The organism is Luteibacter sp. OK325 (genome assembly GCF_003050935.1).
In the GTDB taxonomy this organism is placed as follows: domain Bacteria; phylum Pseudomonadota; class Gammaproteobacteria; order Xanthomonadales; family Rhodanobacteraceae; genus Luteibacter.
Window position 1 is genome coordinate 120,446 of record NZ_QAOX01000006.1, and the last position, 23,942, is coordinate 144,387.

Below are 23,942 nucleotides of genomic sequence, written 5' to 3' on the forward strand. Positions count from 1 at the left end.
CGGCCGGATCACGCCTGGAACAGGCTGATCTGCGCTGTCGTCAGGTTGGCGAAACTGTCGTTCAATGGTCCGAGGATCGCATCGGCGATCGGCTGCAGCTGGCTGGTCAGGTAGTGCTCGTAGTCGATCCGTGACTCGCGCGCCTCCAGCGGCTCCGGGCCATTACGGGTGATCACATAACTGATCCAGCCACCATTCTGGTACTGCAGCGGACGTTGGCGCCGCGCGTTGTAGTCGTCGGCGAGACGCGCGGCCCGCACCTGCGGCGGTGTATTGCTTTGGTAGTCGGCGAGCTTGCCGCGTAGCCGCTTGCGGTAGACCAGCAGATCGTCGAACTCACCGGCAAGCAGGCTGCGCGTGTACTCGCGGATAAAGGTGGCATAGGGCTGCTCTTTGAAGATAAGCAGGTACAGCGCCTGCTGGAACTTCTGGGCCAGAGGAGTCCAGTCACTGCGTACGGTTTCCAGCCCGCGATAGACCACTTCTTCCGCACCCTCCTCCGACACGACCAGGCCGGCATAACGCTTCTTGCTGCCCAGCTCGCTGCCGCGGATGGTAGGCATGAAGAAGCGTTGGTAATGCGTGTCGAATTCGATCTCGAGCTGGCTCTCCAGGCCGAATGTCCCGAGCAGATGATCGTGCCACCACCGGTTCACGCGCTCGACGAGATGGTCGGCAATGGCGGACGCCTCGGCTTCACTGCGGCGTACCTTCAGCCAGATGAAGATCGAGTCGGTATCGCCATAGATGACTTCATAGCCTTCGGCCTCGACCAGCTCGCGCGTGCGACGCATGACGTCGTGACCACGCAGGGTCACGGCCGATACCAGTTCGGGATCGAAGAAACGGCAATTGGGTGCACCGAGCACGCCGACGAACGAATTCATCAGCAGCTTCAGCGACTGGGACTGCGCCTGGTTGCCCTGTCGCTTCGCCTCGTCGCGGCGCTCCCAAAGCTGGGTGACAATGGCCGGCAGGCAATGCCTGGTGCGGGAGAAGAATCGTCCATGCACGCCGGGCACGGCGGCGGCTTGCGAGGTATCGAGGGCACCTTCGGCGAGCCCGACCGGATCGACCAGGAAGCTCCGGATGATGGACGGATAAAGGCTCTTGAAGTCCAGCACCAGCACGGAGTCGTAAAGCCCCGGGCGGGAGTTCATCACGAACCCACCCGGGAACGCCTTCTCGGGCACGTCGCCGACGTTCGGCGCGACATAGCCTTCCCGATGCATGCGCGGCAGGTACTGATGGTCGAACGCGGCAATAGAACCGCCTGAGTGATCGGCCTGCAGGCCGGTGACATGGGCACGCTCGAGCAGGAATTCGAAGAGCTTCGCCTTGGCGAAGATCCGCGTGACCAGCTCGCAATCCTTCAGGTTATAGCGTGCGAGGGCGACCTTGTCCTCGTGGAAGCGTCGCTCGATTTCGGCCATGCGGTGGTAGGGATCGTCAATGGACTTACCCTCGCCGAGCATCGTCTGCGCGACGTTCTCCAGGCTGTAGGACGAAAAACTCCACTGCGCCCCACGCACTGCTTCTATACCGTCGATCACCAGCCGGCCCGCCATCGGTGCGAAGAGGAAGCCCTCCCGCCGCGAATGGCCGCGCCACTCAATGGGCTGGGCACCGCGTCCCAGCAGCAACGGAATGCCATGTTTGTCCGCATGCGCCTGCAGGAGGCGAAGATCGAACTGCACGACGCTCCATCCGATGAGGGCGTCAGGATCGTGCTCGGCGAACCAGGCGTTCAGGCGATGGATGATCTGCGCCGGATCAGCCACGTACTCAAGCTTGAAGTCGTCGGGCGGTACGTCGTTCACGCCCGGCTCGCCGAGCATGTAAACCTGCCGCTGTCCGCAGCCCTCCAGGGCGAGGGAGTACAGATCGCCCTCGGCGCTCGTCTCGATATCGAGCGACACCACGCGAAGCGACGGCCGGTAGTCGGCCACGGGCCGGAGCTTCGGATCGAAGATGGCATCACCCTCCTCCGCGCCGCCCTCGATGCTGACCGCCGCAGTGATGAAGCGCTCCATCATGTAGCGCTCCGGCGGCCGTATATCGGCTTCATACAACGCTACGCCGCGATCCTTCAGCCGCTTCTCCAGAAGCATCATCTGCCGGTGGCTGCGGGTGTACACACCCAGCACCGGTTCCTGCGTAAAGGTTTTCAGCGGTAACGGGCGGATGTCCACGCTGGCGACCCGGCGCGCCACGGCTTCGATGTCCGCTTGCCGCGACGCCGCCGCGAAGGCGACCGACTGCTGCGCGGTGATCACGACCCGCTTCGGCCCGTCGTCGGTCGCCATCCAGAGTTCGACGTCGGTGCCATGCCCCGTGTCCCGCCAGTGGCGGCTAAGAATGAAACCCTGTCGGGTCGGGGACGTCACTGAGGAATCCTGCGGATAGCTGAAGCGTGAATTGTGCCACCCCCCGGCATGAATTAAGCCCGATGGCACAACAGCCCTTCTGTAGGAGCCGATTCATCGGCGATCCCGCGGCAGCGGGCCAGCGCACGGCTAGGGCACGGCCAGCGCACGGCTAGCACCCATTCGTCGATGAATCGGCTCCCACATACAAGCATTCACGGCGGGAGCCCTTCAAACGGACTAAGATTCATGCCGCCATTGAATACCAATGCCCTGGCGCCGGTCCAAACGTTCAAGACAAGGCCGGGGCTTCGGCGAATAGTCCTCCGTCTTCAACCAAGGCCCACGGCATGAATGACTCCGTTCTCAGCAAGAGCTTCCTCGACGCCCAGCGCGAGCGCCTCCTCACCCTGCGCAAGCAGCTGATCTCCAGCGCCGACGCGGCGGGTGACGAAGAGGGCCTGCTCCAGCAGACCGCCGGCGGTGAGCCGCAGGATTCCGGCGACGATGCCGAGCGCTTTGCGCTACAGGACCGTGACGAGTCCATCCTGGGTCACAACGAGGACCGCCTGGCCATCGTCGACCGCGCGCTGGAAAAGCTGGACGAAGGCACCTACGGCGTCTCCGACGGCAACGGCGAGAGCATCTCGAAGGCTCGTCTCGAAGCCATTCCGGAGACGATCTACACGCTGGAAGAAATGGAGGCGCGCGAGCGCGCCGAGCGCAACGCGCGCTAAGGCACCGCGGTGATCACGGCGCCACGAGTTCGGGAAACCCCGGATAGAACGCGCCGTGATCGCCCTCGTGATTGGCGAAGCCCGGCTTGGTCAGGAAACCGCGCGGCGGAATGAAGCTGTAGATGGTGCGACGTGGCGATTCATGCCAGCCGATGTTGAAGGCACCCAGCTTGGGAAAGAACTGCAATTCGCTATACGGCAGGTGATCGTGGATCCACCAGGCCATCGCTTCCCAGGTCACGCCCTCGTCGAGGCGGTCGACCAGCCAGGGCACCACCACGGTGGTCAGCGCGCCCATGCCGCCCCTGCTCCGCAGGTCCCATATGTGTCGCGCCCGGTTCTTTTCGTTAGAGGCACAACTGAGCCTGTGCTTGCAGCCGAACGCGTTGACTTCGGGTGAGCGGTACGCCGAGCGGATAGCCAACCGGCCAAACGTTGCCTGTAGCGGCTCAAGCAGGTTCTGGCAGAGCCCTTTGCCCGCTTCGATCGCCAGCTCCGGATCATCTGGAAGATTGGCCATGCCTTCGATGGCGGCGATTTCGCTGTAGAGGAAATCGCGCATGAAGAATGAATGCGAAAGGCGCGCTCGACTGAAGGCTTCGGCGGCCCGAACGGTTTTCGGTGCTTTCATGGAGGGTTCGGCCAAAACACGTTGACCGCACTTTACCCCTTTCAACCGATCAGCTCTTGATGAAAGCCGGCAGCGCGGGCCGCCCGCCCTCACCGCCACGGAACAAACCTGCAAGGTGCGCGGGGTCACCTGCTGCTACGTTGAAGGCATGAGGTTTCGTATCGGCATCGTGGGCGGTTCCATGGGCGGCCTGTTTGCAGCCAGCCTGTTGCGCAAGGCTGGCCACGACGTACAGGTTTTCGAACGCTCCGAGCGCGGGCTCGACGGTCGCGGTGCGGGGCTGGTCGGCCAACGCGAGTTGTACGCGATCCTGCGCATGCTTGGTTGCGAACAGGCGGCCCGCGTCGGCGTGCTGGCACACGAACGAATCACCTTCGCGCGTAACGGCAGCGTCGCCGAGCGAGACGTGACACCGCAGACACAGATTTCCTGGGACCACCTATATCGCACGGTCCGTCACCTGCTGCCGCCCGCGGCCTACCGCGTCGGAGCACGCGTGGCGCGTGTCGAGAACTCACCGTCGGCGGCGACGATCGTGCTGGACGATGGAGAAGCGCTTCGCTTCGACCTGGTCATCGGAGCCGATGGCGTCGGCTCCATCGTGCGTTCTGCCGTGAGCCACGGCCCCACGGCGAGCACTTACGCGGGCTATGTCGCCTGGCGCGGATTGATTGACGAAACCACGCTCCCTGCCGAAGCGGCCAGGGTGCTTTCCGAGCGCTTTGCCTTCTTCCACATGCGCGGATCCCAGATCCTCGGTTACCTCGTTCCGGGTCCCGGCGGTGAAACCGCGCCAGGACGGCGGCGCTACAACTGGGTGTGGTATCGGCAAGCCGCCGAAGGCGTTGCCCTGGACCGCTGCCTCACCGGGAGCGACGGCCGCCTGCGCGAGTTTTCCGTGGCGCGTGGTGACATGCCGGCCCTTCTTCGCGACGAACTGGTGGCCGCTGCCGGCGACCTCCTGCCCTCACCGTTTGCCCTTGCCGTGGCGGCCGAACCCACCCCCTCCCTTCAGGCGATCTTCGACTACGAAAGCACGCGCATGGTGCGCGACCATGTGGCCCTGCTCGGTGACGCCGCCTTCGTGGTGAGGCCGCATACCGCCATGGGCGTGGCCAAGGCGGCGGGAGACGCAATGGCGCTCGCGGCCGCCCTCGACCGCCTTCCACTGGAGCGGGCCCTGTTCGTCTATGAAGCCGAGCGGCTGGCCGAAGGTCACCGCATCGCCGTCTACGGCAGGGAACTCGGACGCCCCCTCTCCGCCTGAACTGCCGACCCACGCACACTTGTCACATCCGGACCCTGCGCGCGATAGACGGCGACATTGTCCGCCCCATATGCTTGGGCGAAGGGGAAACGAGGTTAGACCGTGTCCGAAGTGACGACTAAGAGCATCCTCCACACGCGCACGTCGCATTTCGTGTCGGGGGTCGCCACAGGGATGGCCATTACCGGACCGACCGACGACGGCTTTCTGCACCTGCACTTCTTCCGCGAAGTGCAGCGCATCACCAATGACGATGTACCGGCCCGCTCGCTGGTGCCGAACGAAGTGGAGCTTGCCTGGGCTCATGCGGAGGCGAACATCCACCTCCACCGTGAGGAGATCGCCGTGATCTCGATACCGGTAGGCCGCCTGCCCGTCATCAGCACCAGCATCGCCCGCGCCATGCGTTTCGTGGCCACGCTGGCGACGCGATAGTCAGACCGGAGGAAACCTCACGTGCATGCCGTCGTGCATCGAGCGTTCGGCCGCTTCGATGAGGTCGTGCATGCGGATGGCATCGTTGAAGTCGGGCGCGGTGCGCTCGCCCGTGGAAACATCGTGTGCATAGGCTGCGTACAGATGCGCCAGCTCAAGCACGGCCGAAGGCAGGCCCGATGACGGCAAGCGATCGTATGCCGCCGGCACGGCCATCGTCACGAGCGGCTGGTCGTCGCCGTGCACACCGGTAATCACGTAGTCGTCGCCGACGCCGCCGAAGGCTGAGCGGTTGACGATCCGCAGATCGCCGGCATCTCCGGTGATGTCGATCTGCACACCCGACCCGTTGCGCTTGCCGCCTTCCACATGTACCGAAAGCACCGCACCGCCGGGTAGCATGCCGCTGAGCACCAGCTGGTCGGGAGTGGTCGTCGGGATGACTTCGCCGGTCTCGCGGATGGTGACCTTGTCGAACTGGTTAACCAACAGGGCCGAGATGGTCGTCGGCCAGCCCACGGCCGTCAGCAGCATGTCGACGAAGTGCCCGGCGTAGATCGCCACCACGCTGGAGAAGTTCTCCTGCGGCGCGGTCCAGCGAAGTGATTGCCCGCGCAGCGCCTGGAAGTAGTTCATGCTCACGTGCATGCGCACCGAGCGCAGCTTGCCGACGAAGCCTTCTTCGATAAGGTCGCGCAGGTAACGCGTATGCGGTGCCGTGCGGCGCTGCAGACCGACCACATGGCGCACGCCCTGCGCGCGCGCGGCGGCTTCCAGTTCACGCGCCAGGGCGGCGTTCAAGGTCAGCGGCCATTCGCAATAGACATCCTTGCCCGCGGCGATGGCGGCACGAACGGCCTCCTCGTGCTGCGGCGCCGTGGTCAGCACGACCACAAGGTCAACCTCCGGGTGGTTGACCAGGGCATCGAGCGAGTCGACCACATGGCGGAAACCATACTGCTGCGCGCCTTCGGCGGCCGCCGAGGCACGCTGGCTGTAGATCGCGGACAACTCGTACTCGGGAAGGAGGTCAAGAACGCGAACGTGGCCATGCTTTGCCCAGTTGCCGAAGCCGACCAGGCCGACGCGGATCGGCCGGCGACTCGATGAAGTCTTGGAAAGCGTGCTCATAGAAGGAATGCCTCGTAAAGGGAATGACCCTTTTATGCGGGCGTTATTCCACGGTCATAAGTGGTTTGCGGCTCCGCATACTTCGTCCGCACAGGCTCACTTCGCCGGAAAAAGATTCGCGCCGAAGTAATCGAGGAAGGCACGCAGGCGCGGGGCCATGTTGCGGCTGGACGGCCACACGGCACGGAACACGTTCTCATGATCGAGGAAGTCGTCGAGAACACGTACGAGACGTCCCGCCTTCACGCCGGGCCCGACGGTGAAATCGGGTACGCAGGTGATGCCGCAATCGGCTTCGGCCATTTCCAGCAAGGGCGCGAGCGTACTCGCCGCGGCGGCAACCGGTAACGGAACATCGGGGCCTTTGTTGTCCTGCCGGAAAGGCCAGCGCTCAAGCTTCCCTGTCGTGGGAAACCGATGGTGGAGACAGGCGTGACTGGCCAGGTCCGCCGGCACCTTCGGCGTGCCGGCGCGCTTGAGATAACCCGGCGACGCGACCAGCACCAGGTGGTACAGACCCAGCCGCCGCGACATCAGGCGTGAATCCACGCCTTCGCCCGTGCGGATGGCCACGTCGAAGCCTTCGTTGACGATATCGACCAGACGGTCGCTGTAATCGAGATCGAGCTCGATCTCGGGGTACTTCGCCATGAATCCGGCCAGCGTCGGTGCGAACAGACCGCCGAGGATAGGCAGACTGACGCGCAACCTGCCGCGTGGCGTGGCCCGGTTGCCGGCCAGCTCGCGCTCGACGTCGCCGATTTCCTGGAGGATCCGCCGGCAACTCTCCAGCAGCATCTCGCCTTCCGGAGTCAGCGAGATGCTTCGCGTGCTGCGATGGAACAGGCGCACACCCAGGTGTGCCTCCAGCCGGGCAATGGTCTTGCCGATGGCCGACGAGGACAACCCGAGGATGCGCCCGGCCTGCGTGAAGCTGCGTGTCTCCGCAGCATGGACGAAGGTGGCTAGGGAACTCAGGCTGTCCATGGCAGGGGCCTCATCCGGCATCGGGTAGCTTGCATCGTGCGGCCTGTCGCCCTTTCAGGCAATCTCAGGCGATGGCAGCCTCGGCGTGCGCCGGATAGTCCGTATAGCCGGCAGCGGTGCCACCGTAGAACGTGTCACGGTCATAGTCCGCCAGCGGAGCACCGTCGGCGATACGCGACGGCAGGTCCGGATTGGAGATGAAGTAGCGACCGAAGGCGACCAGGTCCGCGCTGCCCTCGGCAAGGATCGCCTCGGCCGATGCCGGCGTGAAGCCACCCGCGGCGATCAGCGGACCATGGAAGAATTTGCGCAGCAGGCGCGAGGCGACCGGATTCTGGTCCTTCGACGTATCTTCCGCGTTACCGAGCACGCGCGGTTCGATCAGGTGCAGGTAGGCCAGGTTGAGCTTGTCGAGCTCGGCTGCGACGTACGTGAAGAGCGCTTCCGGGTTCGAGTCCTTCATGTCGCCGAAGCTGCCGCTCGGGCCCAGGCGAACCGCAACGCGGTCGCTGCCCCAGACCGATATGGCCGCGCTGGTGATGTCGAGCAGGAAGCGGGCACGTTTCTCGATGGTTCCACCAAAGCCATCCGTGCGCTTGTTCGAGCCGTCCTGCAGGAACTGGTCGATCAGGTAGCCGTTCGCGCCATGAATCTCGACGCCGTCGAAGCCAGCCTGCTTGCCGCGCACGGCGGCCAGGCGGAACTGCTCCACCATGTCGACCACTTCGGCTTCGGTCAACGCCCGGTGCGGCGAACTCGGCACCCAGCCGTTCGCGGTGTAGGCGACGCCTTCATAGGCCACTTCAGAAGGGGCCACCGGGGCACCGCCATCGGGCTGCATGTCGAAATGCGACTGGCGGCCGGCATGGAACAACTGCAGGAAGATCACGCCGCCCTTGGCATGCACGGCGTCCGTCACGCGCTTCCAGCCCGGAATCTGTGCGTCAGAGTAGATGCCCGGCGAGCCCAGGTAGCCACCGCCGTTCGGCGTGACCACGGTTGCCTCGGACACGATATAGCCACCCTTGGTGGCGCGCTGGCGGTAGTACTCGACCATCAGGTCGCCCGGGACATCGCCCGGCTGCTCGGAGCGCATGCGGGTCAGCGGCGCCATGACCACGCGGTGGTCGAGGCGGAAGGGACCGATGGAGGTGGGTTCGAGGAGCTTGCGGGTCATGGCAGTCGGCCGGTAGTGAAGGAGAGATCGCGGAGACATCCGCGCTTCCCCATCAGTTGGGCCCCCCTTCGCCCCCCCGGTAGACGGGCGGGCGTCCAGTCACTGCGGCCTCGAATTCCGCAATGAGAGGCGATCAGGGACTCTGCCGGTCGTTCTCGGCAGAGATCTCCTGCATATCGAGATCGCGTTCGAAGTAGTGCAGTAGTTCATCGTGGATCTGGCCTGACCGGTGCAACCGCAGCAGCTCCCTACGCCCCGCCGCGATAGCCGCCAGGATCACGTCGTAGTGCGCCTCGCGGCCGCCGGTAAACTCCTGCGGTGCAATGGCATAACGTTCGGCGACCGTCGCGCGATACGTGTACTGCTCGAGCAGACGCGGATGGATCAGGTGGCCGTCGCTGTCATACGCATGTGCCTTGACCGCTTCCAGCTGGGCTATATCGATGAGCCTGTTCGCCTGGCCCTCATTGAGGTGGCTCGTGTCGACATGCACGGCACCATCGAGTTTCAGCCAGCGGATGACAGGGGCGATCGTACCGCCCTGCACTATCACCGTCACCAGGATCACGGCAAAGGCCGCGGCGAGCGTCAGGTCGCGTCCGGGCATCTCCTCGGGCAAGGACAGCGCGATAGCCAGGGTCACCACGCCGCGCATGCCTGCCCAGCTGAGCAGGAACGAGGCCGAAGGCGATGCTGGTGCCACCTTCTTTCCGACGAGCCGGGCGAGCGGCGCGCGCAGGTAGTCCGTGGCATAGATCCACACGAAACGGGAAAGAATCACGGCGGCGAGGACGGCGAGGATCGGCACGCCCAGGGCGTCCAGCGCACTACCGATGCCGCCAAGACGCTCGACCACACCACGAAGCGAGAAGCCGATGAGGATGAACACGAGGGCTTCGAGCAGGAAGATCATGACGGTCCAGAACGCGGTGGCGCGCATCCGCATATTGGCCGGGAAAATGTCGTGCTGGTACCAGCCCAGCAGGATGCCGTTGGTCACGACCGAGAGCACGCCGGAAACATGCAGGCTTTCTCCGCCGATATAAGCCGCCCACGGTGACAGGCAGGCCGCTGTGATCGCCAGGTAGACGTGGCTGATGCGACGGACCACCTGGACCGCAGCGAAGCCGACCACGGCACCCACGGCGATACCACCCGCCGCCAGGCCCACGAAGCTCAGCGCGGCCGCGTGCGCACTGAACGCACCGGTAAGTGCGGCGGCAACCGCGAAGCGGAACAGGACCAGACCCGTAGCGTCATTGAGCAGGCTCTCGCCCTCAAGCAGAACCATCAGGCGTCGCGGCAAACGCACCTTGCCGAGCACGGCCTTCGCGGCCACGGCGTCTGGCGGCGACACCACGGCACCCAACGCGAAACAGGCGGCCCAGGGCAGCGAAGGTACGATCCAGTGAACGGTGGCACCGACGGCAAGCGTAGTGAAAGCCACCGCACCGATGGCGAGCCACAGGATCCCACCCAGGTATTTACGGAAGTCAGACCAGACCGTGAAGTACGCGCCATCCTGCAGCAGGGGTGGCAGGAACACGATCAGCACCAGCTCCGGGTCGAAGGTCACCGGTGGTATGCCAGGCAGGAAAGCGATGCCGATGCCGCCGGCCAGCAGGGCCGCGGCGGAAGGCAGGCGAAAACGCCGTGCAATCAGCTCGAGGGCAAGGATCGCGACCAGAAGAATCAGTACGAACTTGAACGTTTCTGTCGACGACATGATGGCCCCTGCGGAAGCGGGAGATCCCGCACCGTCACAAGCATAGACGAGGAGGACTATCCTTTGCGGATGGACCGTATCGAAGCTATGAAAGTGTTTGTCGCCGCCCTGGACGAAGGCAGCCTTGCAGCCGCCGGACGGCGGCTTTCACGATCACCGGCCGCGGTGAGCCGAGCCATCGCCTTCCTCGAAAATCACGTCGGTGCGGAACTGCTGCACCGGACCACCCGGTCTATCCGGCTCAGTGAAGCAGGCGAGCGCTACGCGGCTGCATGCCGTCGTGTGCTGGCCGAGCTGGACGAAGCCGATCTGAGCGTGGCGGGCGAACGGGCATCGCCGCGCGGGACGCTTACGATCACCGCGCCGCCAGTGAGCGGCGAAGACATTCTTCGTCCCGTCGTCGATGCTTTCCTGGAAGCGTATCCGGACGTATCGGTCAACTTCATGCTGCTCGACCGCCATGCCAACCTGGTCGACGAGGGCATCGACATCGCTTTACGCGTGGGCGATCTGCAGGACTCTTCCATGGTCGCCACTCGCGTCGGTGGCAATGTGAAACGAGTCGTGGTGGCATCGCCGACGTATCTGGCATCCCGTCCGGCCATTCGCGAGCCCGGCGACCTGCTCCAGCACCGGATCATCACCACGACACATTTTGGCCACGATACCTGGGTGTTCCCACCGGCGCCGGGCAGCTCCGTGCCGCGCTCGATCCGCTTCAAGCCGCGACTCGTGGTGAACAGCGTGCGGGCCGCCATGGCCTCCGCCGTGGCCCACCACGGCGTGACGCGCCTGTACACCTACCACGTTGCCGACCGCGTCCAGGACGGGTCCCTTCGCCTGGTGCTCCGTCACGCCGAGTCGGCCGGGCTCCCCGTGCACCTGATCACACCGAACGGTCGGCTCGCCGTGCCCAAGGTGCGCAGCTTCGTCGACTTCGCCGTGCCGTTGCTGCGTGCCGAGTTCGCGCGCTTGATGGCCCAGGCCGACGCGCTCGGCGGCGAGTGACGCCGCTGCCGCCACTCAGCGCTGCGCGGCGGCCGCTTCCGTTAGCAGTCGCACATAGCCCTGTGGATCCTGCGAGCCGGAAAAGAACGGCTTGTCGTTCATGAAGTAGCTGGGCACGCTGGAAACGCCGGCCTTCTGCACGGCAGCCTCCCGCTCGCGTACCTCGCCTTGCAGCGACGTTGAACGATCTACGGCTTGCGCAGCCATGCCAACACTGCCGGCAAGCGTCTCGAGCACCCCGTGATCGCTCACGTCCCGTCCCTCGGTGAAGTACGCGGCGAACATCGACTCGACCAGGCGCGTCTGCAGCAAGGAACCGCCTTCCTTCCAGGCCAGGCGCAGCAGCGCGTGCGCGGCCAGCGTGTGCGACGTGCGGGTCTGCTTGTCGTAGTTGAAGACGGCACCGAGCGGACGGCCCGCGGCAACGGCGCGCGCGTCCATCGCCTGTGCGTTCTCCCAGCTGCCGAAGCGGACGCTGCGGAACGTACGGCGATCCATGCCATCCGGCGGCAGGTTCGGATTCAGTTCGAACGGAATCCACTCGAGTTCAACGTCGATGCCCTGCTCCGCAAGCATCGCGATGGCCTTGTCCAGGCTGCGCTTGCCAATGAAGCACCAGGGGCAGATCACATCGGCGACGACCTGGAGTTTGAGTACGGTGGTGTTCTGCACTTGCATGAGAGTGTTCCCGGTAATCACGTTGCGAGCAGACCTGCGCACCCGCGTTGCTCCGCGGGCGCGCAAGTCTGTGGTGAGAGATCAGCGACCGGCGTTCTGGCCACCGTCGACATAGAGCACTTCACCCGTGGCGAAGCCGGCGCCTTCCAGGTACAGCACCGCGTCGGTGATGTCGCTGATCTCGCCGATGCGCTTCATGGGATTGAAGGCGGCGAGGGTCGCGAAGGTTTCCGGCGAATGGATCGGGGTCTTGATGAAGCCGGGGGACACGGCGTTCACGCGAATACCCTTTTCGCCGTATTCCACAGCCAGCTCCTTCGTGACCGAGGTCAGGCCACCCTTGGTCAGGTTGGCCAGCGCCGTCGGGACACCGGCAATCGCCTGGTTGACGAAGGTGGTCGTGATGCTGACGACGTGACCACTTCCCTGCTTCTCCATCTGGGCGATGGCACGCTGGGTGATATGGAAGAAACCGGCCAGGTTGGTCGAGATCATCGCGGCGAAGTCGTCCGCCGTGTAGTCGGTGAACGGCTTGGCAATGAAGATGCCCGCGTTGTTCACCAGGGTGTCGATGCGGCCAAACTTTGCCAGTGCTTCACGCACGACACGCTCGGCGGTGGCCGCCTCGCCGATGTCGCCGGCAACAGCGAGCACGTCCGGATCGCTGCCCTGGACGATGGAACGCGACGTCGCGACAACGCGAAAACCCTTCGCGCGATAAGCCTTTACCAGGCCCTCGCCAATGCCCTGCGAACCGCCGGTAATGATGGCGACTTTCTGTTCGTTGCTCATGTCGATCTCCTCAAGGGTCCGACGATCGGTCGATCGCCGGCGGCTCCGATCGAGCCGATGGAACCCAAGTTGGGGACCGGGTGGAACATGCTGAATGGCTGGCCGAAGGCAGTGACTCTTCCGCCGGCCGCAACAATGCCCGCCGCTTTACTTACCCGGATCCGTTGCTCCGAGCTCGCCCGTGTAGTGGGCCAGCTGTGCCTCCACGTCCGGATTCTTCTGCAGGCCCTCCTTCATCAGCTGGCCGATCTTCACCTGTGCCTGCGGGCGCTGTACCGACGTGATGAAGGCTGCCCATCCCGCGCCGATTTCGTTGTCGGGCGGTAATGAGGGACCATTGACCAGCTGCTTGATGTCGGCAATGGCCTGCTTGTCGAATCTGGCGATGCGTCGCGCGAGCGCGTCCACAAAGCCGTCCAGTTCGGCGTCGGGCAGCGAGCGGTTGACGTAGCCGTAGCGCTCGGCGATGTCGCCGTTGATGTCGTCACCGGTGAGAAGAACTTCCAGCGCACGGCCGCGCCCCATCAAACGGGGTAGCCTCGCCATCGGGCCACCACCGGGTACCAGCGCGGCACCGACTTCCCATTGCGACAGGATTGCCTTTTCGCGACTGGCGAAACGCATGTCGCTGGCCAGTGACAACTCGCTTCCCACGCCTGTGGCGCGGCCACGAATCGAGACGATCGACACCACGGGAGCCCTGCTCAGCCGAACGAGCATGTCGGGCAGCGGAGGCAATCCCGTTGGCCCGGGCGGAAGGCCGGTGGTCTTCTCCAGTGCCGGTACGAAATCGTAGTGGGTCAGGAAGAACCCGGGAACGTCGCTGTCGAAGACCACGACACGAAGGTCCGGATCTTTCTCTATCGCCGTGATCACTTCATTCAACTGCGGAATGGTTTCCGGCCCGAAGATGTTGAACGGCGGATTGTGCAAGGTGACCCGCCAGTAGGCTGGCGAGACCTGCCGGACCTTGATCTCCTGTTTGACCGGCGCAGCGCCGTGGTCGGCGGCGGCGCCTTCCGCGGCGAAGGCCGCACCCGTGACGGCGACAAGCAGCATCGCTCCCGCAATGAGACATGTTTTCATGAGGCCACCTCGTTTTGCGTTTTCGTGTTACGCAACAGCACGTCTGCCGTGATCGCCAGATATAACTTGCAGCAGCTCAAAATTTATTGTCGCTTTACGCCATGGGGCTGGCCAATTGACAGATATGAATCGATCAGGACGGTGCGTATAACCGGAGAGGATTGCCAACGCTGGAGGACGATCGATGCGCTTACTCGCCGTTGTACCCATTGCGCTGTTAATTCTCGTTCCCCTTCCCGTTCATGCCGCATGGCACGCCGCGAATCCGGCAGCTGCGGAAGCCGTGAAGAACCCCCGGATCGCCGCTGTGCTCGACGCGACCACACGCATGGACAAGGCGATCCTGGCTCATGATGTTTCCGCGTTTGGTGACACCTTCACCGAAGACGCTGTCGTCAATAACCCCTTCAACACGATTGCGAGAAAGGCCGACGCTGTTAACAACCTGCGAACGCGAATGATCGACTACACGTCGCTGGACCGCTCGATTGAGTACGCAGCAACCAGGGGTGCCCACGATGTGGTCCTGATGGGCGAAGAAACGCTGACGCCTGTCGGAAAAGCACGCTTTGCCGGCAAGACCGTTCACCGGCGGACCACTGAGGTCTGGACTGACGAAAGTGGCCCATGGAAACTGGCGATCCGCCAGGCGACCATTTATTCCGCAGATTGACCGCCCGCGTTCTAGAATCCCCACATTCCCGAGGGAGATTCCAGTCGCATGACCGATCCGACCCTAGACGAGCTAGCCAGCGAAGAAGCGGCGCTGCAGTTCGACCGCTTCAGCCTCGATGACGCCTGGGCCATCGGCAACGCGTTGCGCGAAGGTGCGCTGGCCCGTTCGGGCGCCGTAGCCATCGAGATCGCCCTGCGCGACCGTCCGCTGTTCTACTCCACGACGCCGGGCGCCGATACATCCAACGGCAGCTGGATCCGCCGCAAGCGCAACACCGTGCTCGCGCTCGGCACGAGCACCCTCGTCGTCGGGATGAAGCTGGTTAAGGCAGGCCAGACCCTCGAAGAACGCTACGGACTGGCTCCCGGGGAGCATGCTTCCGATGGTGGCGGCTTTCCTCTGCGCCTGCGCTCACTCGGTGTCATCGGAGCGATCACCGTATCGGGCATGCCCTCGCTGGAGGATCACCGGCTGGTCACGGAAGTACTTCGCTCGTTCCTTCAGCGCTGATCGGCGCTGCCGCGGGCACGTGACTCATCACGTGCTCGGCGATGGCCGTGATGGTAAGGCTTGGGTTGACGCCGAGGTTGGCCGATACCACGGATCCGTCGCACACATAGAGGTTGCGATAACCATGGACGCGCCCACGACTGTCGCAGACGCCCGTGCCGGCATCCGGGCCCATCACGGCACCGCCCAGGCAATGGGCGGTCATTGGGATGTCGAGAAAGATCTCGGAAAGCGAAGTCATGGCTACCCCGCCCGTCGCTTGCGCAGCCTTCAAGGCAAAGGCGTTCGCGGCGGGAATGAACGTCGGAATCTTCGGTCCTTCGGTGACGAGGCGACGGCGAAACGGCCAGAACCAACGGCGCCCGAGTCGCATCGTAAGCTGCCCATCGAGCGTCTGCATGCAGAGCAGGATCATCGATTCACGTGCCCAGTGCTTCGTGCGCACGAGCCGGAACAAGGCGCGCGGCCGTGTCAGAAGCATGAGTAGCACCGTGAATAGCCAACTCGATCGACGGTGACGCCCCGTGGCCATCACCGTCGTCAACAGGCCCATCACGTCCGAGCCCGCCGGGTAGCGCGTGGCCTCGATATGCGTATGCGCGTCGATGTAGATGCCCGACCCGATGGCGACACCGCGCGAGAGATCTTCGGTGGAACCGGGAAAGCGAATACCAATCAGCGACTCGGCGTTGGTGCGTACGCCACGCCCGAGGGCAGGCGATATCGCAGGTAGCGCCCCGCTCTCGCGCAGACGGAACAGCAGGTCCTGCGTGCCTAGCGAGGATGCGGCAAACACCACGCCCTTGCAGCGCAGGCGTGCCAAAGCCCCACCCTTGCGTGTCGTGACGACGTAGCCACCGGAACCGTCCAACGCGTCGCCGATCGGGCGCACGTCGACCACGCGCGTCTGCTCGATGACGGTCACGCCGCGTTTCTCGGCGAGGTAGAGGTAGTTCAGGTCCAGCGTGTTCTTGGCCCTGTACCGGCAACCTACCATGCATCCGCCGCAACCAACGCAGGCATGCCGGTCAGGGCCTTCACCACCGAAGTACGGGTCGGCATAGGTCTTGCCCGGTGCCTCGTCCTCGTCGCCGAAGAAGACACCGACGTCCGTCGCATAGAAGCTGTCCCCGACACCAACGGACTGCGCCATGTCGCGCAGGCGGAAGTCCGCCGCCGCGAGTCGTTCGTTGGTTGTCACACCGAGCATGCGCCGCGCGGTGGCGTAGTGCGCCGGCATGATTCGCTCCCAATCTTCCAGGCCCGCCCAGGTGCCCTCGCGCCAGACACCCCGTGGCGGCTCAAGCAGGGTCTGTGCATAGGTGATGGAACCGCCGCCGACCGCGTTGCCATGTAGCACGACCACGTGGCGGAAGAAGCGCATGCCGAAGAAGCCGTGCATGCCGAGCGAAGGCGCCCACAACCATCGTGAAAGTCGCCAGTTGGTCGTCGGCAACGTTTCGGGTGTCCACCGCCTGCCCTGCTCGATCACCGCGACGCGGTAGCCCTTTTCAGCCAGTCGTAGCGCCGACACGCTCCCGCCGAAGCCGGAGCCGATGACGACGAAGTCAACATCGGGCTCAGGGCTTTGCATCAGGGGTGGACCGGCGAGCAGATTTCCACGAGGCAGCCATTGAGGTCACGCACATAGCCTACCCTCTGGCCCCAAGGCTTGGCTTCCACTGCTTTCACGGCGAGCGCTCCGGCGCCCACGGCTTGTTCATAGGCGGCCTCGGGCGATTCGGTGACCAGGCAGATCTCGATGCCGGCAGGCAGGTCGCGTGGACTGTTCGGGCGGATGGCGAGGCCATTCATCTCGGCCATGGTCTCGGCGGCAAAGCTGAGCGTTGTCTCGCCGGTGTCCATCTCGGCATACAGGCCACTGTCGTGGATGAAGCGTCGCTGCAAACCGAAGGCCGACTCGTAGAAAGCGACGGTCGCGGCGACATCGGAAACATAGATGAGGGTGTAGCCAAGGCGCATGAGGTCTCTCCCGTTGACAGACCAGAGCGTAGCCTTCGCTCCGAAGGTCGCCTTGAACAAATCGGCCAGTCAGTCGAAGGCCATACCTATGAGGACCAGAGGCGGCCGCGCGCCGGGCGTAAAGCCGCCATGCCGGCGGAACTCGCGGGTCATGTGTGCCTGGTCGCTGTAGCCTCCCTCGAGCGCGGCGTCGACCAGGCTGAGGGGGTGATCGTCGCGCGTGAGCAACCGCATCGTGCGCTGAAAGCGAAGCACCGATGAGTACGCCTTGAACGACAAGCCGAGCGAATGCGACAGATGGCGGCGGAGCGTACGCTCAGGCATGTCGACGGCGACGGCGACCTCTTCGAGGCCGAGCCGCCCACCGCCGACGTGAACGAGTTCTATCGCCCTCTGCACAGGCGACGGAAGCTCGCTCGCGGATGCCGCGCGCTGTCGCGCGACGCCACGAATCGTCACGGCGAGTGCGGCGGGAGTCGCTGCGACACGGAGCGATTGCGCATGGGCGCCGAGCACGTCGTCCACGTCGTTGTCGAAGATGCCACCGTCACGCAACGCCGCTGATTCGACACCGAGGCAGGCCCCTCCCCGTCCGGGCCGGAAACGGATGCCGAAAAAACGATCGCCGCGAGCCACCGGCACACCGGTCCAACGTTGCGCAGGGCCGACGATCAGTAGTCGAAGGTCCTCGACAGGGCAGTCATCTTCGCCGCGAAAGGCGACGATGAGATCCATACGGCCATCGGGCAGGACCACATGCACACCATCGGATGATGCCGTGAAGGTCCACTCGGCCTCGATGGCGTGTGGCGTCGCCGTCGATTCGGCATGTTCGTGATAGTCGGAGGGCCATGGCATAGCCCGGCGATTCTCGGCCATCCGGAGGCTTCGCGACAGTCACCAGACGGGCATGGTTGCGCGGGCACCTCTTCGGGACAGCGATGACGTGGGTGCCGCCGAGGTCAGGTGCCAACCTTCCTCGTCGGCCAGAACAACGTGGGTGCGATGTCGATGTCTGTCCAGCCGACGTGCACCGTCGTGCCGGTCGTCGGGAGCTGGAGGACATCGCGGTAAAACGCCAGGCAGGCGTCCACGTCGGTGGACGGCAAAGTCAGTCGGGTGATGCGCATGTGAGGCTGGCTCGGTTGGGGAACCCCATTGAACAACCTCAACCGAAGTTGAGGTCAAGCAAGAACGTACACGACTTGCGTACACATGCCGGGCGTAGCCTTGGGTGCATGACACACCGTGACGATCTGCAACGCATGCTCGACCGCCTTGCCACCGAGGTGCAGGCCGGTTTGCATGAAAATCCCGATCCGGATGCCTTCTGGCCGACGTTCGCGACGCAGTCGAACCTGGTGCTGGAGGCGGCGGGGCCGGAGCACTTCGACTGGGTGAGCTCGGAGGTGTCGTCGATTCTGATGCAACATGGGATTTCGGTGCCGGAGGCCTAGCGGCAGGCCCGGTGTTACTTCTGTGGGAGCCGCTTCAGCGGCGATCCCGCCGCAGCGGACCAGGTTGCCGCCCGCACCCATCGTCGATGAATCGGCTCCCACAAAAGCCCGTCCATGCCAGAAGTCACGGATTTACCTGCTTAGGACAATTTGCCAGACTCGGCCGATCGTCCCGACAACAAGGCTTCAGCATGCGACCGTCGCGCCCTGCCCTCTCTCACGTCAGGACCGCGTTGTCGGTCGGCGTCGCTTCCTTCTGTCTTGCCCTGCTTGCGGAGCCCGTCGCGGCCCAGGCCGTCCAGACGCCCGAACAGAAAGCACTCATCGCCAAGCGCATCGATCTGGAAAAGCAGCTCGAGGATGCGGCGGTCATCGACCGCAAGGTGATGGTGAAGATGCGCGACGGCAAGCGCATGGCCGCGGATGTCTATCGACCGAAGAATGCCAGCGGCAAGGTGCCGACGATCTTCGTGCGCACGCCTTACAACTTCAATTTCTGGGACGTGAAGAATGGCGCCCCGCGCGACATGACCCGCGAGCTCGCCGCCGTGAAGCACGGATACGCATACGTCGAAATGAACGAACGTGGCCACTACTTCTCTGAAGGCAACTACGACATCCTCGGCGCGCCGCTCAGCGACGGCGTGGATGCCGTGCGCTGGATGTCCACGCAGCCCTGGTCCAACGGCAAGGTCGGCACCACCGGCTGTTCGTCCACCGCCGAATGGCAGATGGCCGTCGTCGCGGAAAACGAGCCGGCGCTGGCCACGTTCAACGTGCAAGGCTTCGGCGCGGGTGTCGGCAAGGTCGGCCCCTACTACGAGCAAGGCAACTGGTATCGCGGCGGCGCCGTGCAGATGCTGTTCCAGGCGTGGATCTACGGCGAACAGAACCAGGTTCGACCGATGTTCCCGGCGAACACCTCGCAGGCCGACCTCATCCGCGTCTCCAAGGCCTTCGACCTCGATCCGCAGATGCCGCCGGTGGACTGGGACCAGGCATTCTGGCATCTGCCCGAGAACGACATCCTCAAGGCTGTCGACGGTCCCAAGGGCATCTTCGCCGATGCCATGGACGTGCCCACTGGCGGCAACATGATCGCGCGCGCGCCGAACAGCCCCGCCTGGCGCAAGGGCGGCCTGTGGCACGACAACATGAAGATCAACAAGCCGGGCCTGTGGTTCATGAGCTGGTTCGACGTGTCCGTTTCGCCGAATCTCGCCGCCTTCAACGAGGTGCGCGCGACGGCGCCGAAAGCCGTCGCGGACGAGCAGTACGCGATCATCGCGCCGGTGCTGCACTGCGCTTATACGCGCGCCACCGAACACACCATGATCGGCGACCTCGACGTCGGCGATGCCCGCTTCGATTACGAAGGCCTGGTGTTCGGCTGGTTCGACAAGTTCCTCAAGGGCGTGGACAGCCCCGTGGTCGATAAGCAGCCCAAGGTCATGTACTACGTGATGGGCGAGAACAAGTGGCGCAACTCGCCCACGTGGCCGCCGGCCGGTGCGATCACGCGCGACCTGTACTTCACCAGTGGCGGCAAGGCCAACACGCTCTACGGCGACGGCAAGCTCGTCGACGCGGCCGGTGGCACCGACCAGCCCGACAGCTTCATCTACGACCCGGCCAATCCGGTCACGACGCTGGGTGGCGGCGGCTGCTGCCAGGGCAACGCGGTGAAGTTCGGCTCGTTCGACCAGAACCCGCAGCTGGCTCGCAACGATATCCTGGTTTACGACTCCGAACCCTTCAAGGAAGGCACCGAAGTCAGCGGACCGATCACGGTCACGCTCTACGTTTCCTCCGATGCGAAGGACACGGATTTCACCTTCAAGGTGATGGACGTCCGTCCGGACGGCAAGGCATTCAACATCACCGAGAACATCCAGCGCATGCGTTACCGCGAGGGATACGACAAGCCGCCGGTGTGGATGAAGGACGGCGAGGTCTACAAGGTGACCTTCCAGCCGATCGACACCAGCATGTTCTTCTATCCCGGACACAAGCTCCGCGTGGCGATCTCCAGCAGCAACTTCCCGCGCTTCGACCGCAACCTCAATACCGGTGGCAACAACTACGACGAGGCCAAGGGCGTGATCGCGCATAACGCGGTGCACCACGATGCGGCGCATCCGTCGAAGATCACTTACACCATCGTGCCGCGTACGACGCCCTGACGGCGCGTCGTCGCGGGGCGGCATCAGGGACGGTCCGCTGCCGTACGACCTCCCGCTGCCGCGGGATCGCCGCTGAAGCGGCTCCCACACAAGACCTGCGCAGGTCTCATGTGGAAGCCGCTTCAGCGGCGAGCTCTTGCGTTATGTGGGAGCCGCTTCAGCGGCGAGCTCTTGCGTTATGTGGGAGCCGCTTCAGCGGCGATGGCGCGCCCGATCACCCCGCCCTGCAATCAGCCAACACCTTCCCCGAAGACGCCGTCACACACTGGCTGAACCCGCTCGGCAGGTGGTCGACGCGCAAGGCTTCGGTGACGGGCAACGAGAAAGCGCGAACCACGGCACCTTCGTTGAACACCGTGTAGTAACAGCGCCCGCTCCGGCTCGCCTTGCACTCGAACCACGCGCGCCCCATACGCACGTCGGTGAGGCTATCGAGCACCACTTTTCCGTTTTCTTGCGCCGTGGCCACGATGCTGCGGTTCTGCGCGTCGGTGCAACCGGCGAGGTTGAGGAAGCAGTAAATGATGGCTAACAAAGTGCGCATGGAAGTCTCCTTCGTCACATGGCGCGGAAAATGGCCATGAACGGCTGACTCACATTCAGGGTTTCGGGGCGGCCACGCAGGCGCAGGCAGCCTTTGCCGGTGTCGTCCCGCTCTACGGAAGCGACCTGGCGCAGGTTGACGATGGTGGAGCGATGGATCTGGCGGAACGTCTTCGGGTCGAGCTGGCGAAGCAGGTCGCGAATCGGACGACTCAGCAGCGCGTCGCCCTCCGCCGTGGCGACCACCGTGTACTTGTTGTCCGCGCGGAAGTAGATGACGTCCTCGACGAGGATCAGGCGAGTGGCCTTGCCGACGCCCGCGGTAATCCAGGTCAACGGCTCGTCGGGCATCTCGTCGAAGCGCTCGATCATGTCCTTGGCCAGATCGCCGGTGCGACGTGCGTGCCGGGCCGCATCGGCGAGCCGGCTGCGCAGCCGCGTCACGGTCTGCGCGAGGCGCTCGGCGACCACCGGCTTGAGCAGGTAGTCGATCGCACCGCGTTCGAAGGCATCGACGGCGTACTGGTCGTACGCGGTCACGAAGACCACCAGCGTGTGCGGGCTGGCATCCGCGGCCGCGGCCGCCACCTCCATGCCCGTCAGGCCCGGCATGCGAATGTCGAGAAAGGCGACATCCGGCTGGTGGGTGGCGATGGCTTCGAGCGCCTCGCCACCGTCCTCGCATACCGCCACGATCTCGAGCTCGGGCCAGGCCTTTGCCAGTTCACGCTGGAGGGCCGCGGAGAGCAGCTTCTCGTCTTCGGCAACGATGCACTTAGGCATGATCGCTCACTCCTTTGGCCGGCAACGTGATCGTCGCGGCGACTCCGTTGGGAAAGTTGTTGCCAATGGTGAAACTTGCCGTCGCGCCATAAGTCAGGCGCAGACGCTCGCGCAGGTTCTTCAGGCCGATGCCGGTGCCTGAGCCTTCGCTACGAAAACCCATGCCGTCGTCGGCCACGGTCAGCGACAGCGCCCCGCCTTCCACACGGCCGCGGATCCATACGCCGCCGCCACCGGGTTTCGGTTCGAGGCCATGCTTGATGGCGTTTTCCACCAGGGTCTGCAGCATCATCGAAGGCATCGGTAAGGCGGCGAGTTCGTCGGCTACCTCGGTGTGCACCGTGAGGCGCTCGCCCATGCGCAGCTTCATGATTTCCAGCCACGACGTGGAACGTTCGAGCTCCTGACCGAGGGTCGACAGCGAGCCATCGGTACGCGGCAGCGAGCGGCGCAGGTAGTCGATCAGGTGACCGAGCATGCGATCGGCGCGGGCCGGATCGGTGCGAACCAGTTCCTGTGCACTGGCCAGCGTGTTGTAGAGGAAGTGGGGCTCTACCTGTGCCTGCAGCAAGCCGAGCTGCGCTGCCGTCAGCGCTTTCTCCATCGCTGTCTGACGCACGTCGGCACGTTCACGATTGCGCCGCTCCGCCAGCCGCTGGGTCATGGCACGAACGAGGGTTTCGACATGCTCCAGGGACGCTCCACCATCCGGGTTGAACCAGTCCATCCAGGCACTGCTATCGGGCTCGCAGACGAACATGACGCTGCTCGAACCATCGGATGGCGTGATCGTGGCCGACACCCGCGTATTGCGGTCGAGGGTGGCGTGTTGCGGCATCCCGCGGCGCCGCGGGCTCTCACCGGGCAGGAAGCGAACCAGTGCACGTATCTGCAAGCCACCGCGAACGCCGCTGATGTCCTGCACGTTCGGTAGTTCACGGATCACGGCGTCGACGATGTCGAAGGCTTCGTCGGCGGCGTAAGGGACCTCGACGCGACGGCGCTGACGGTTGGACAAGGTCTCGGCGTCGACGCGCCCGGCGATGCTGCGTACACGGTACAGGTGGGTCACGCCCCGGCCCAGCGCCACGAGCAGGCCAATGAACCAGGCCAGCGTGACGAACCAGGGCAGATCGCCGTGGTGCCAGTCGAACATGCCGAACACCACCAGCAACATGCACCAGGCGGCGAACCATGCCACGAGGATACGACCGAGGAACTTGAGGCTTGCCATCGCATGGCTCCGATGCTGGATTGCCGGGGAGCATACGATGGCGTGCGGCCGTTCCTCGACGCGTTTCCGACGAAACGCCGGATTCGCCGACGAAACCCCTTCTGCGCCGCAGCATGACCTCGTCGCCCTGATAGGCCATGCTCGGGCGGTTGGCTCTAGCGGTGGGGACCGCGAGCCACATCAAAGACAAAGGGGTTAACGCATGGCCTTGTTGCTCGTCGTTTTCGCTGTCGTTGTTCTCGCGATCTATCTCGGTATCAACATGCTGCCGAAGAATCATCCCGCCAACTGGCTGCTCGGCATCGTCGGTGGCGCCTGCCTCGTCCTCGCCTGGTACGCCATTTTCAGACCGATGATGATTGCCACGGGCGGTTCCGACCCGTCACTGATCACACTCGGCCTGCATGCGGCCGGCATCGTCTCCTGCGTTCTTGGCATCGTCTGCCTGGGCGTGTGCGTGTGGCGCGACCCGGCACGCTTCTGGATGCTTTCGATCGTCTTCATCGGCGTGATCGGCGCCACCCAGGTCACCGCGCTCGGCTGAGCGCGGCG

At 64.3% G+C, this 23,942-nt stretch carries 25 protein-coding genes; 9 read left to right on the forward strand and 16 right to left on the reverse strand.

Annotated features, from left to right (window positions below; translation table 11 throughout):
• Window positions 1-8: 8 nt before the first annotated feature.
• Window positions 9-2,387 (reverse strand): DNA polymerase II, encoded by a 2,379-nt coding sequence (locus C8J98_RS14075; RefSeq protein WP_107913835.1) that lies wholly within the window; start codon window positions 2,385-2,387, stop codon window positions 9-11.
• A gap of 329 nt (window positions 2,388-2,716) precedes the next feature.
• Here C8J98_RS14075 and C8J98_RS14080 point away from each other — a divergent pair, with 329 nt between their 5' ends.
• Entirely contained in the window at window positions 2,717-3,103 is a 387-nt protein-coding gene (locus C8J98_RS14080) for a conjugal transfer protein TraR (protein ID WP_107913836.1), read from the forward strand.
• A gap of 13 nt (window positions 3,104-3,116) precedes the next feature.
• Here the strand turns inward: C8J98_RS14080 and C8J98_RS14085 are convergent, their stop codons facing one another.
• Entirely contained in the window at window positions 3,117-3,734 is a 618-nt protein-coding gene (locus C8J98_RS14085) for a hypothetical protein (RefSeq protein ID WP_107913837.1), read from the reverse strand.
• Window positions 3,735-3,882: 148 nt separating this feature from the next.
• Here C8J98_RS14085 and C8J98_RS14090 point away from each other — a divergent pair, with 148 nt between their 5' ends.
• Window positions 3,883-5,001 (forward strand): FAD-dependent monooxygenase, encoded by a 1,119-nt coding sequence (locus C8J98_RS14090; RefSeq protein WP_107913838.1) that lies wholly within the window; start codon window positions 3,883-3,885, stop codon window positions 4,999-5,001.
• Window positions 5,002-5,103: 102 nt separating this feature from the next.
• Window positions 5,104-5,436 (forward strand): hypothetical protein, encoded by a 333-nt coding sequence (locus C8J98_RS14095; RefSeq protein WP_107913839.1) that lies wholly within the window; start codon window positions 5,104-5,106, stop codon window positions 5,434-5,436.
• Here the strand turns inward: C8J98_RS14095 and C8J98_RS14100 are convergent, their stop codons facing one another.
• The 4 genes from C8J98_RS14100 to C8J98_RS14115 all read right to left on the reverse strand — a co-directional run bounded on the left by C8J98_RS14100 (window position 5,437) and on the right by C8J98_RS14115 (window position 10,457).
• Window positions 5,437-6,567: a Gfo/Idh/MocA family oxidoreductase gene (locus tag C8J98_RS14100; RefSeq protein WP_107913840.1), complete on the reverse strand. Its 1,131-nt coding sequence runs from the start codon at window positions 6,565-6,567 to the stop codon at window positions 5,437-5,439.
• Window positions 6,568-6,663: 96 nt separating this feature from the next.
• Complete coding sequence (locus tag C8J98_RS14105; RefSeq protein ID WP_107913841.1) at window positions 6,664-7,554, reverse strand: LysR family transcriptional regulator; 891 nt, start codon at window positions 7,552-7,554, stop codon at window positions 6,664-6,666.
• A gap of 64 nt (window positions 7,555-7,618) precedes the next feature.
• Window positions 7,619-8,731: an alkene reductase gene (locus C8J98_RS14110; protein WP_107913842.1), complete on the reverse strand. Its 1,113-nt coding sequence runs from the start codon at window positions 8,729-8,731 to the stop codon at window positions 7,619-7,621.
• 133 nt (window positions 8,732-8,864) lie between these two features.
• A complete protein-coding gene (locus tag C8J98_RS14115) occupies window positions 8,865-10,457 on the reverse strand; it encodes a Na+/H+ antiporter (RefSeq protein ID WP_107913843.1) in 1,593 nt (530 codons plus the stop codon).
• 69 nt (window positions 10,458-10,526) lie between these two features.
• Here C8J98_RS14115 and C8J98_RS14120 point away from each other — a divergent pair, with 69 nt between their 5' ends.
• Window positions 10,527-11,465, forward strand: a complete 939-nt coding sequence (locus C8J98_RS14120; protein ID WP_107913844.1) for a LysR family transcriptional regulator — start codon at window positions 10,527-10,529, stop codon at window positions 11,463-11,465.
• Between the two features lie 15 nt (window positions 11,466-11,480).
• Here C8J98_RS14120 and C8J98_RS14125 read toward each other — a convergent pair whose 3' ends face one another.
• The 3 genes from C8J98_RS14125 to C8J98_RS14135 all read right to left on the reverse strand — a co-directional run bounded on the left by C8J98_RS14125 (window position 11,481) and on the right by C8J98_RS14135 (window position 14,021).
• Window positions 11,481-12,143 (reverse strand): DsbA family oxidoreductase, encoded by a 663-nt coding sequence (locus tag C8J98_RS14125; protein ID WP_107913845.1) that lies wholly within the window; start codon window positions 12,141-12,143, stop codon window positions 11,481-11,483.
• A gap of 81 nt (window positions 12,144-12,224) precedes the next feature.
• A complete protein-coding gene (locus C8J98_RS14130; protein WP_107913846.1) occupies window positions 12,225-12,935 on the reverse strand; it encodes an SDR family oxidoreductase in 711 nt (236 codons plus the stop codon).
• A 147-nt stretch (window positions 12,936-13,082) separates the two neighbouring features.
• Window positions 13,083-14,021 carry an enoyl-CoA hydratase/isomerase family protein gene (locus C8J98_RS14135; protein WP_107913847.1) on the reverse strand — a complete coding sequence of 313 codons (939 nt, stop codon included), beginning with the start codon at window positions 14,019-14,021 and terminating at the stop codon, window positions 13,083-13,085.
• Between the two features lie 184 nt (window positions 14,022-14,205).
• Here C8J98_RS14135 and C8J98_RS14140 point away from each other — a divergent pair, with 184 nt between their 5' ends.
• Window positions 14,206-14,694, forward strand: coding sequence for a nuclear transport factor 2 family protein (locus C8J98_RS14140; protein WP_107913848.1), 489 nt, complete (start codon window positions 14,206-14,208; stop codon window positions 14,692-14,694).
• 48 nt (window positions 14,695-14,742) lie between these two features.
• Window positions 14,743-15,207 (forward strand): heme-degrading domain-containing protein, encoded by a 465-nt coding sequence (locus C8J98_RS14145; protein WP_107913849.1) that lies wholly within the window; start codon window positions 14,743-14,745, stop codon window positions 15,205-15,207.
• Here C8J98_RS14145 and C8J98_RS14150 read toward each other — a convergent pair.
• From C8J98_RS14150 to C8J98_RS22075, 4 genes are all read right to left on the reverse strand, one after another.
• Window positions 15,173-16,801, reverse strand: coding sequence for a GMC family oxidoreductase (locus tag C8J98_RS14150; RefSeq protein WP_107913850.1), 1,629 nt, complete (start codon window positions 16,799-16,801; stop codon window positions 15,173-15,175). The genes C8J98_RS14145 and C8J98_RS14150 overlap by 35 nt on opposite strands.
• Complete coding sequence (locus C8J98_RS14155) at window positions 16,801-17,190, reverse strand: VOC family protein (RefSeq protein ID WP_107913851.1); 390 nt, start codon at window positions 17,188-17,190, stop codon at window positions 16,801-16,803. Before C8J98_RS14155 ends, C8J98_RS14150 begins: the two co-directional genes overlap by 1 nt.
• A gap of 69 nt (window positions 17,191-17,259) precedes the next feature.
• The gene (locus C8J98_RS14160; protein ID WP_158272713.1) at window positions 17,260-18,048 is read right to left on the reverse strand and encodes an AraC family transcriptional regulator; all 789 of its coding nucleotides are present in this window, start codon (window positions 18,046-18,048) and stop codon (window positions 17,260-17,262) included.
• Window positions 18,049-18,152: 104 nt separating this feature from the next.
• Window positions 18,153-18,320 (reverse strand): hypothetical protein, encoded by a 168-nt coding sequence (locus C8J98_RS22075; RefSeq protein WP_158272714.1) that lies wholly within the window; start codon window positions 18,318-18,320, stop codon window positions 18,153-18,155.
• A 135-nt stretch (window positions 18,321-18,455) separates the two neighbouring features.
• Here C8J98_RS22075 and C8J98_RS14165 point away from each other — a divergent pair, with 135 nt between their 5' ends.
• Window positions 18,456-18,647 carry a hypothetical protein gene (locus tag C8J98_RS14165; protein ID WP_107913853.1) on the forward strand — a complete coding sequence of 64 codons (192 nt, stop codon included), beginning with the start codon at window positions 18,456-18,458 and terminating at the stop codon, window positions 18,645-18,647.
• Between the two features lie 191 nt (window positions 18,648-18,838).
• A complete protein-coding gene (locus C8J98_RS14170; RefSeq protein ID WP_107913854.1) occupies window positions 18,839-20,830 on the forward strand; it encodes a CocE/NonD family hydrolase in 1,992 nt (663 codons plus the stop codon).
• Window positions 20,831-21,044: 214 nt separating this feature from the next.
• Here C8J98_RS14170 and C8J98_RS14175 read toward each other — a convergent pair whose 3' ends face one another.
• From C8J98_RS14175 to C8J98_RS14185, 3 genes are read right to left on the reverse strand one after another with little or no spacing between them, the layout of a single operon-like run.
• Window positions 21,045-21,374 (reverse strand): hypothetical protein, encoded by a 330-nt coding sequence (locus C8J98_RS14175; RefSeq protein ID WP_107913855.1) that lies wholly within the window; start codon window positions 21,372-21,374, stop codon window positions 21,045-21,047.
• 14 nt (window positions 21,375-21,388) lie between these two features.
• A complete protein-coding gene (locus C8J98_RS14180; protein WP_107913856.1) occupies window positions 21,389-22,156 on the reverse strand; it encodes a LytTR family DNA-binding domain-containing protein in 768 nt (255 codons plus the stop codon).
• Window positions 22,149-23,390: a histidine kinase gene (locus C8J98_RS14185; protein ID WP_107913857.1), complete on the reverse strand. Its 1,242-nt coding sequence runs from the start codon at window positions 23,388-23,390 to the stop codon at window positions 22,149-22,151. The genes C8J98_RS14180 and C8J98_RS14185 overlap by 8 nt, the downstream gene beginning before the upstream one ends.
• A 202-nt stretch (window positions 23,391-23,592) precedes the next feature.
• Here C8J98_RS14185 and C8J98_RS14190 point away from each other — a divergent pair, with 202 nt between their 5' ends.
• Window positions 23,593-23,934, forward strand: coding sequence for a hypothetical protein (locus C8J98_RS14190; protein WP_046969573.1), 342 nt, complete (start codon window positions 23,593-23,595; stop codon window positions 23,932-23,934).
• The last annotated feature ends 8 nt before the right edge of the window (window positions 23,935-23,942 follow it).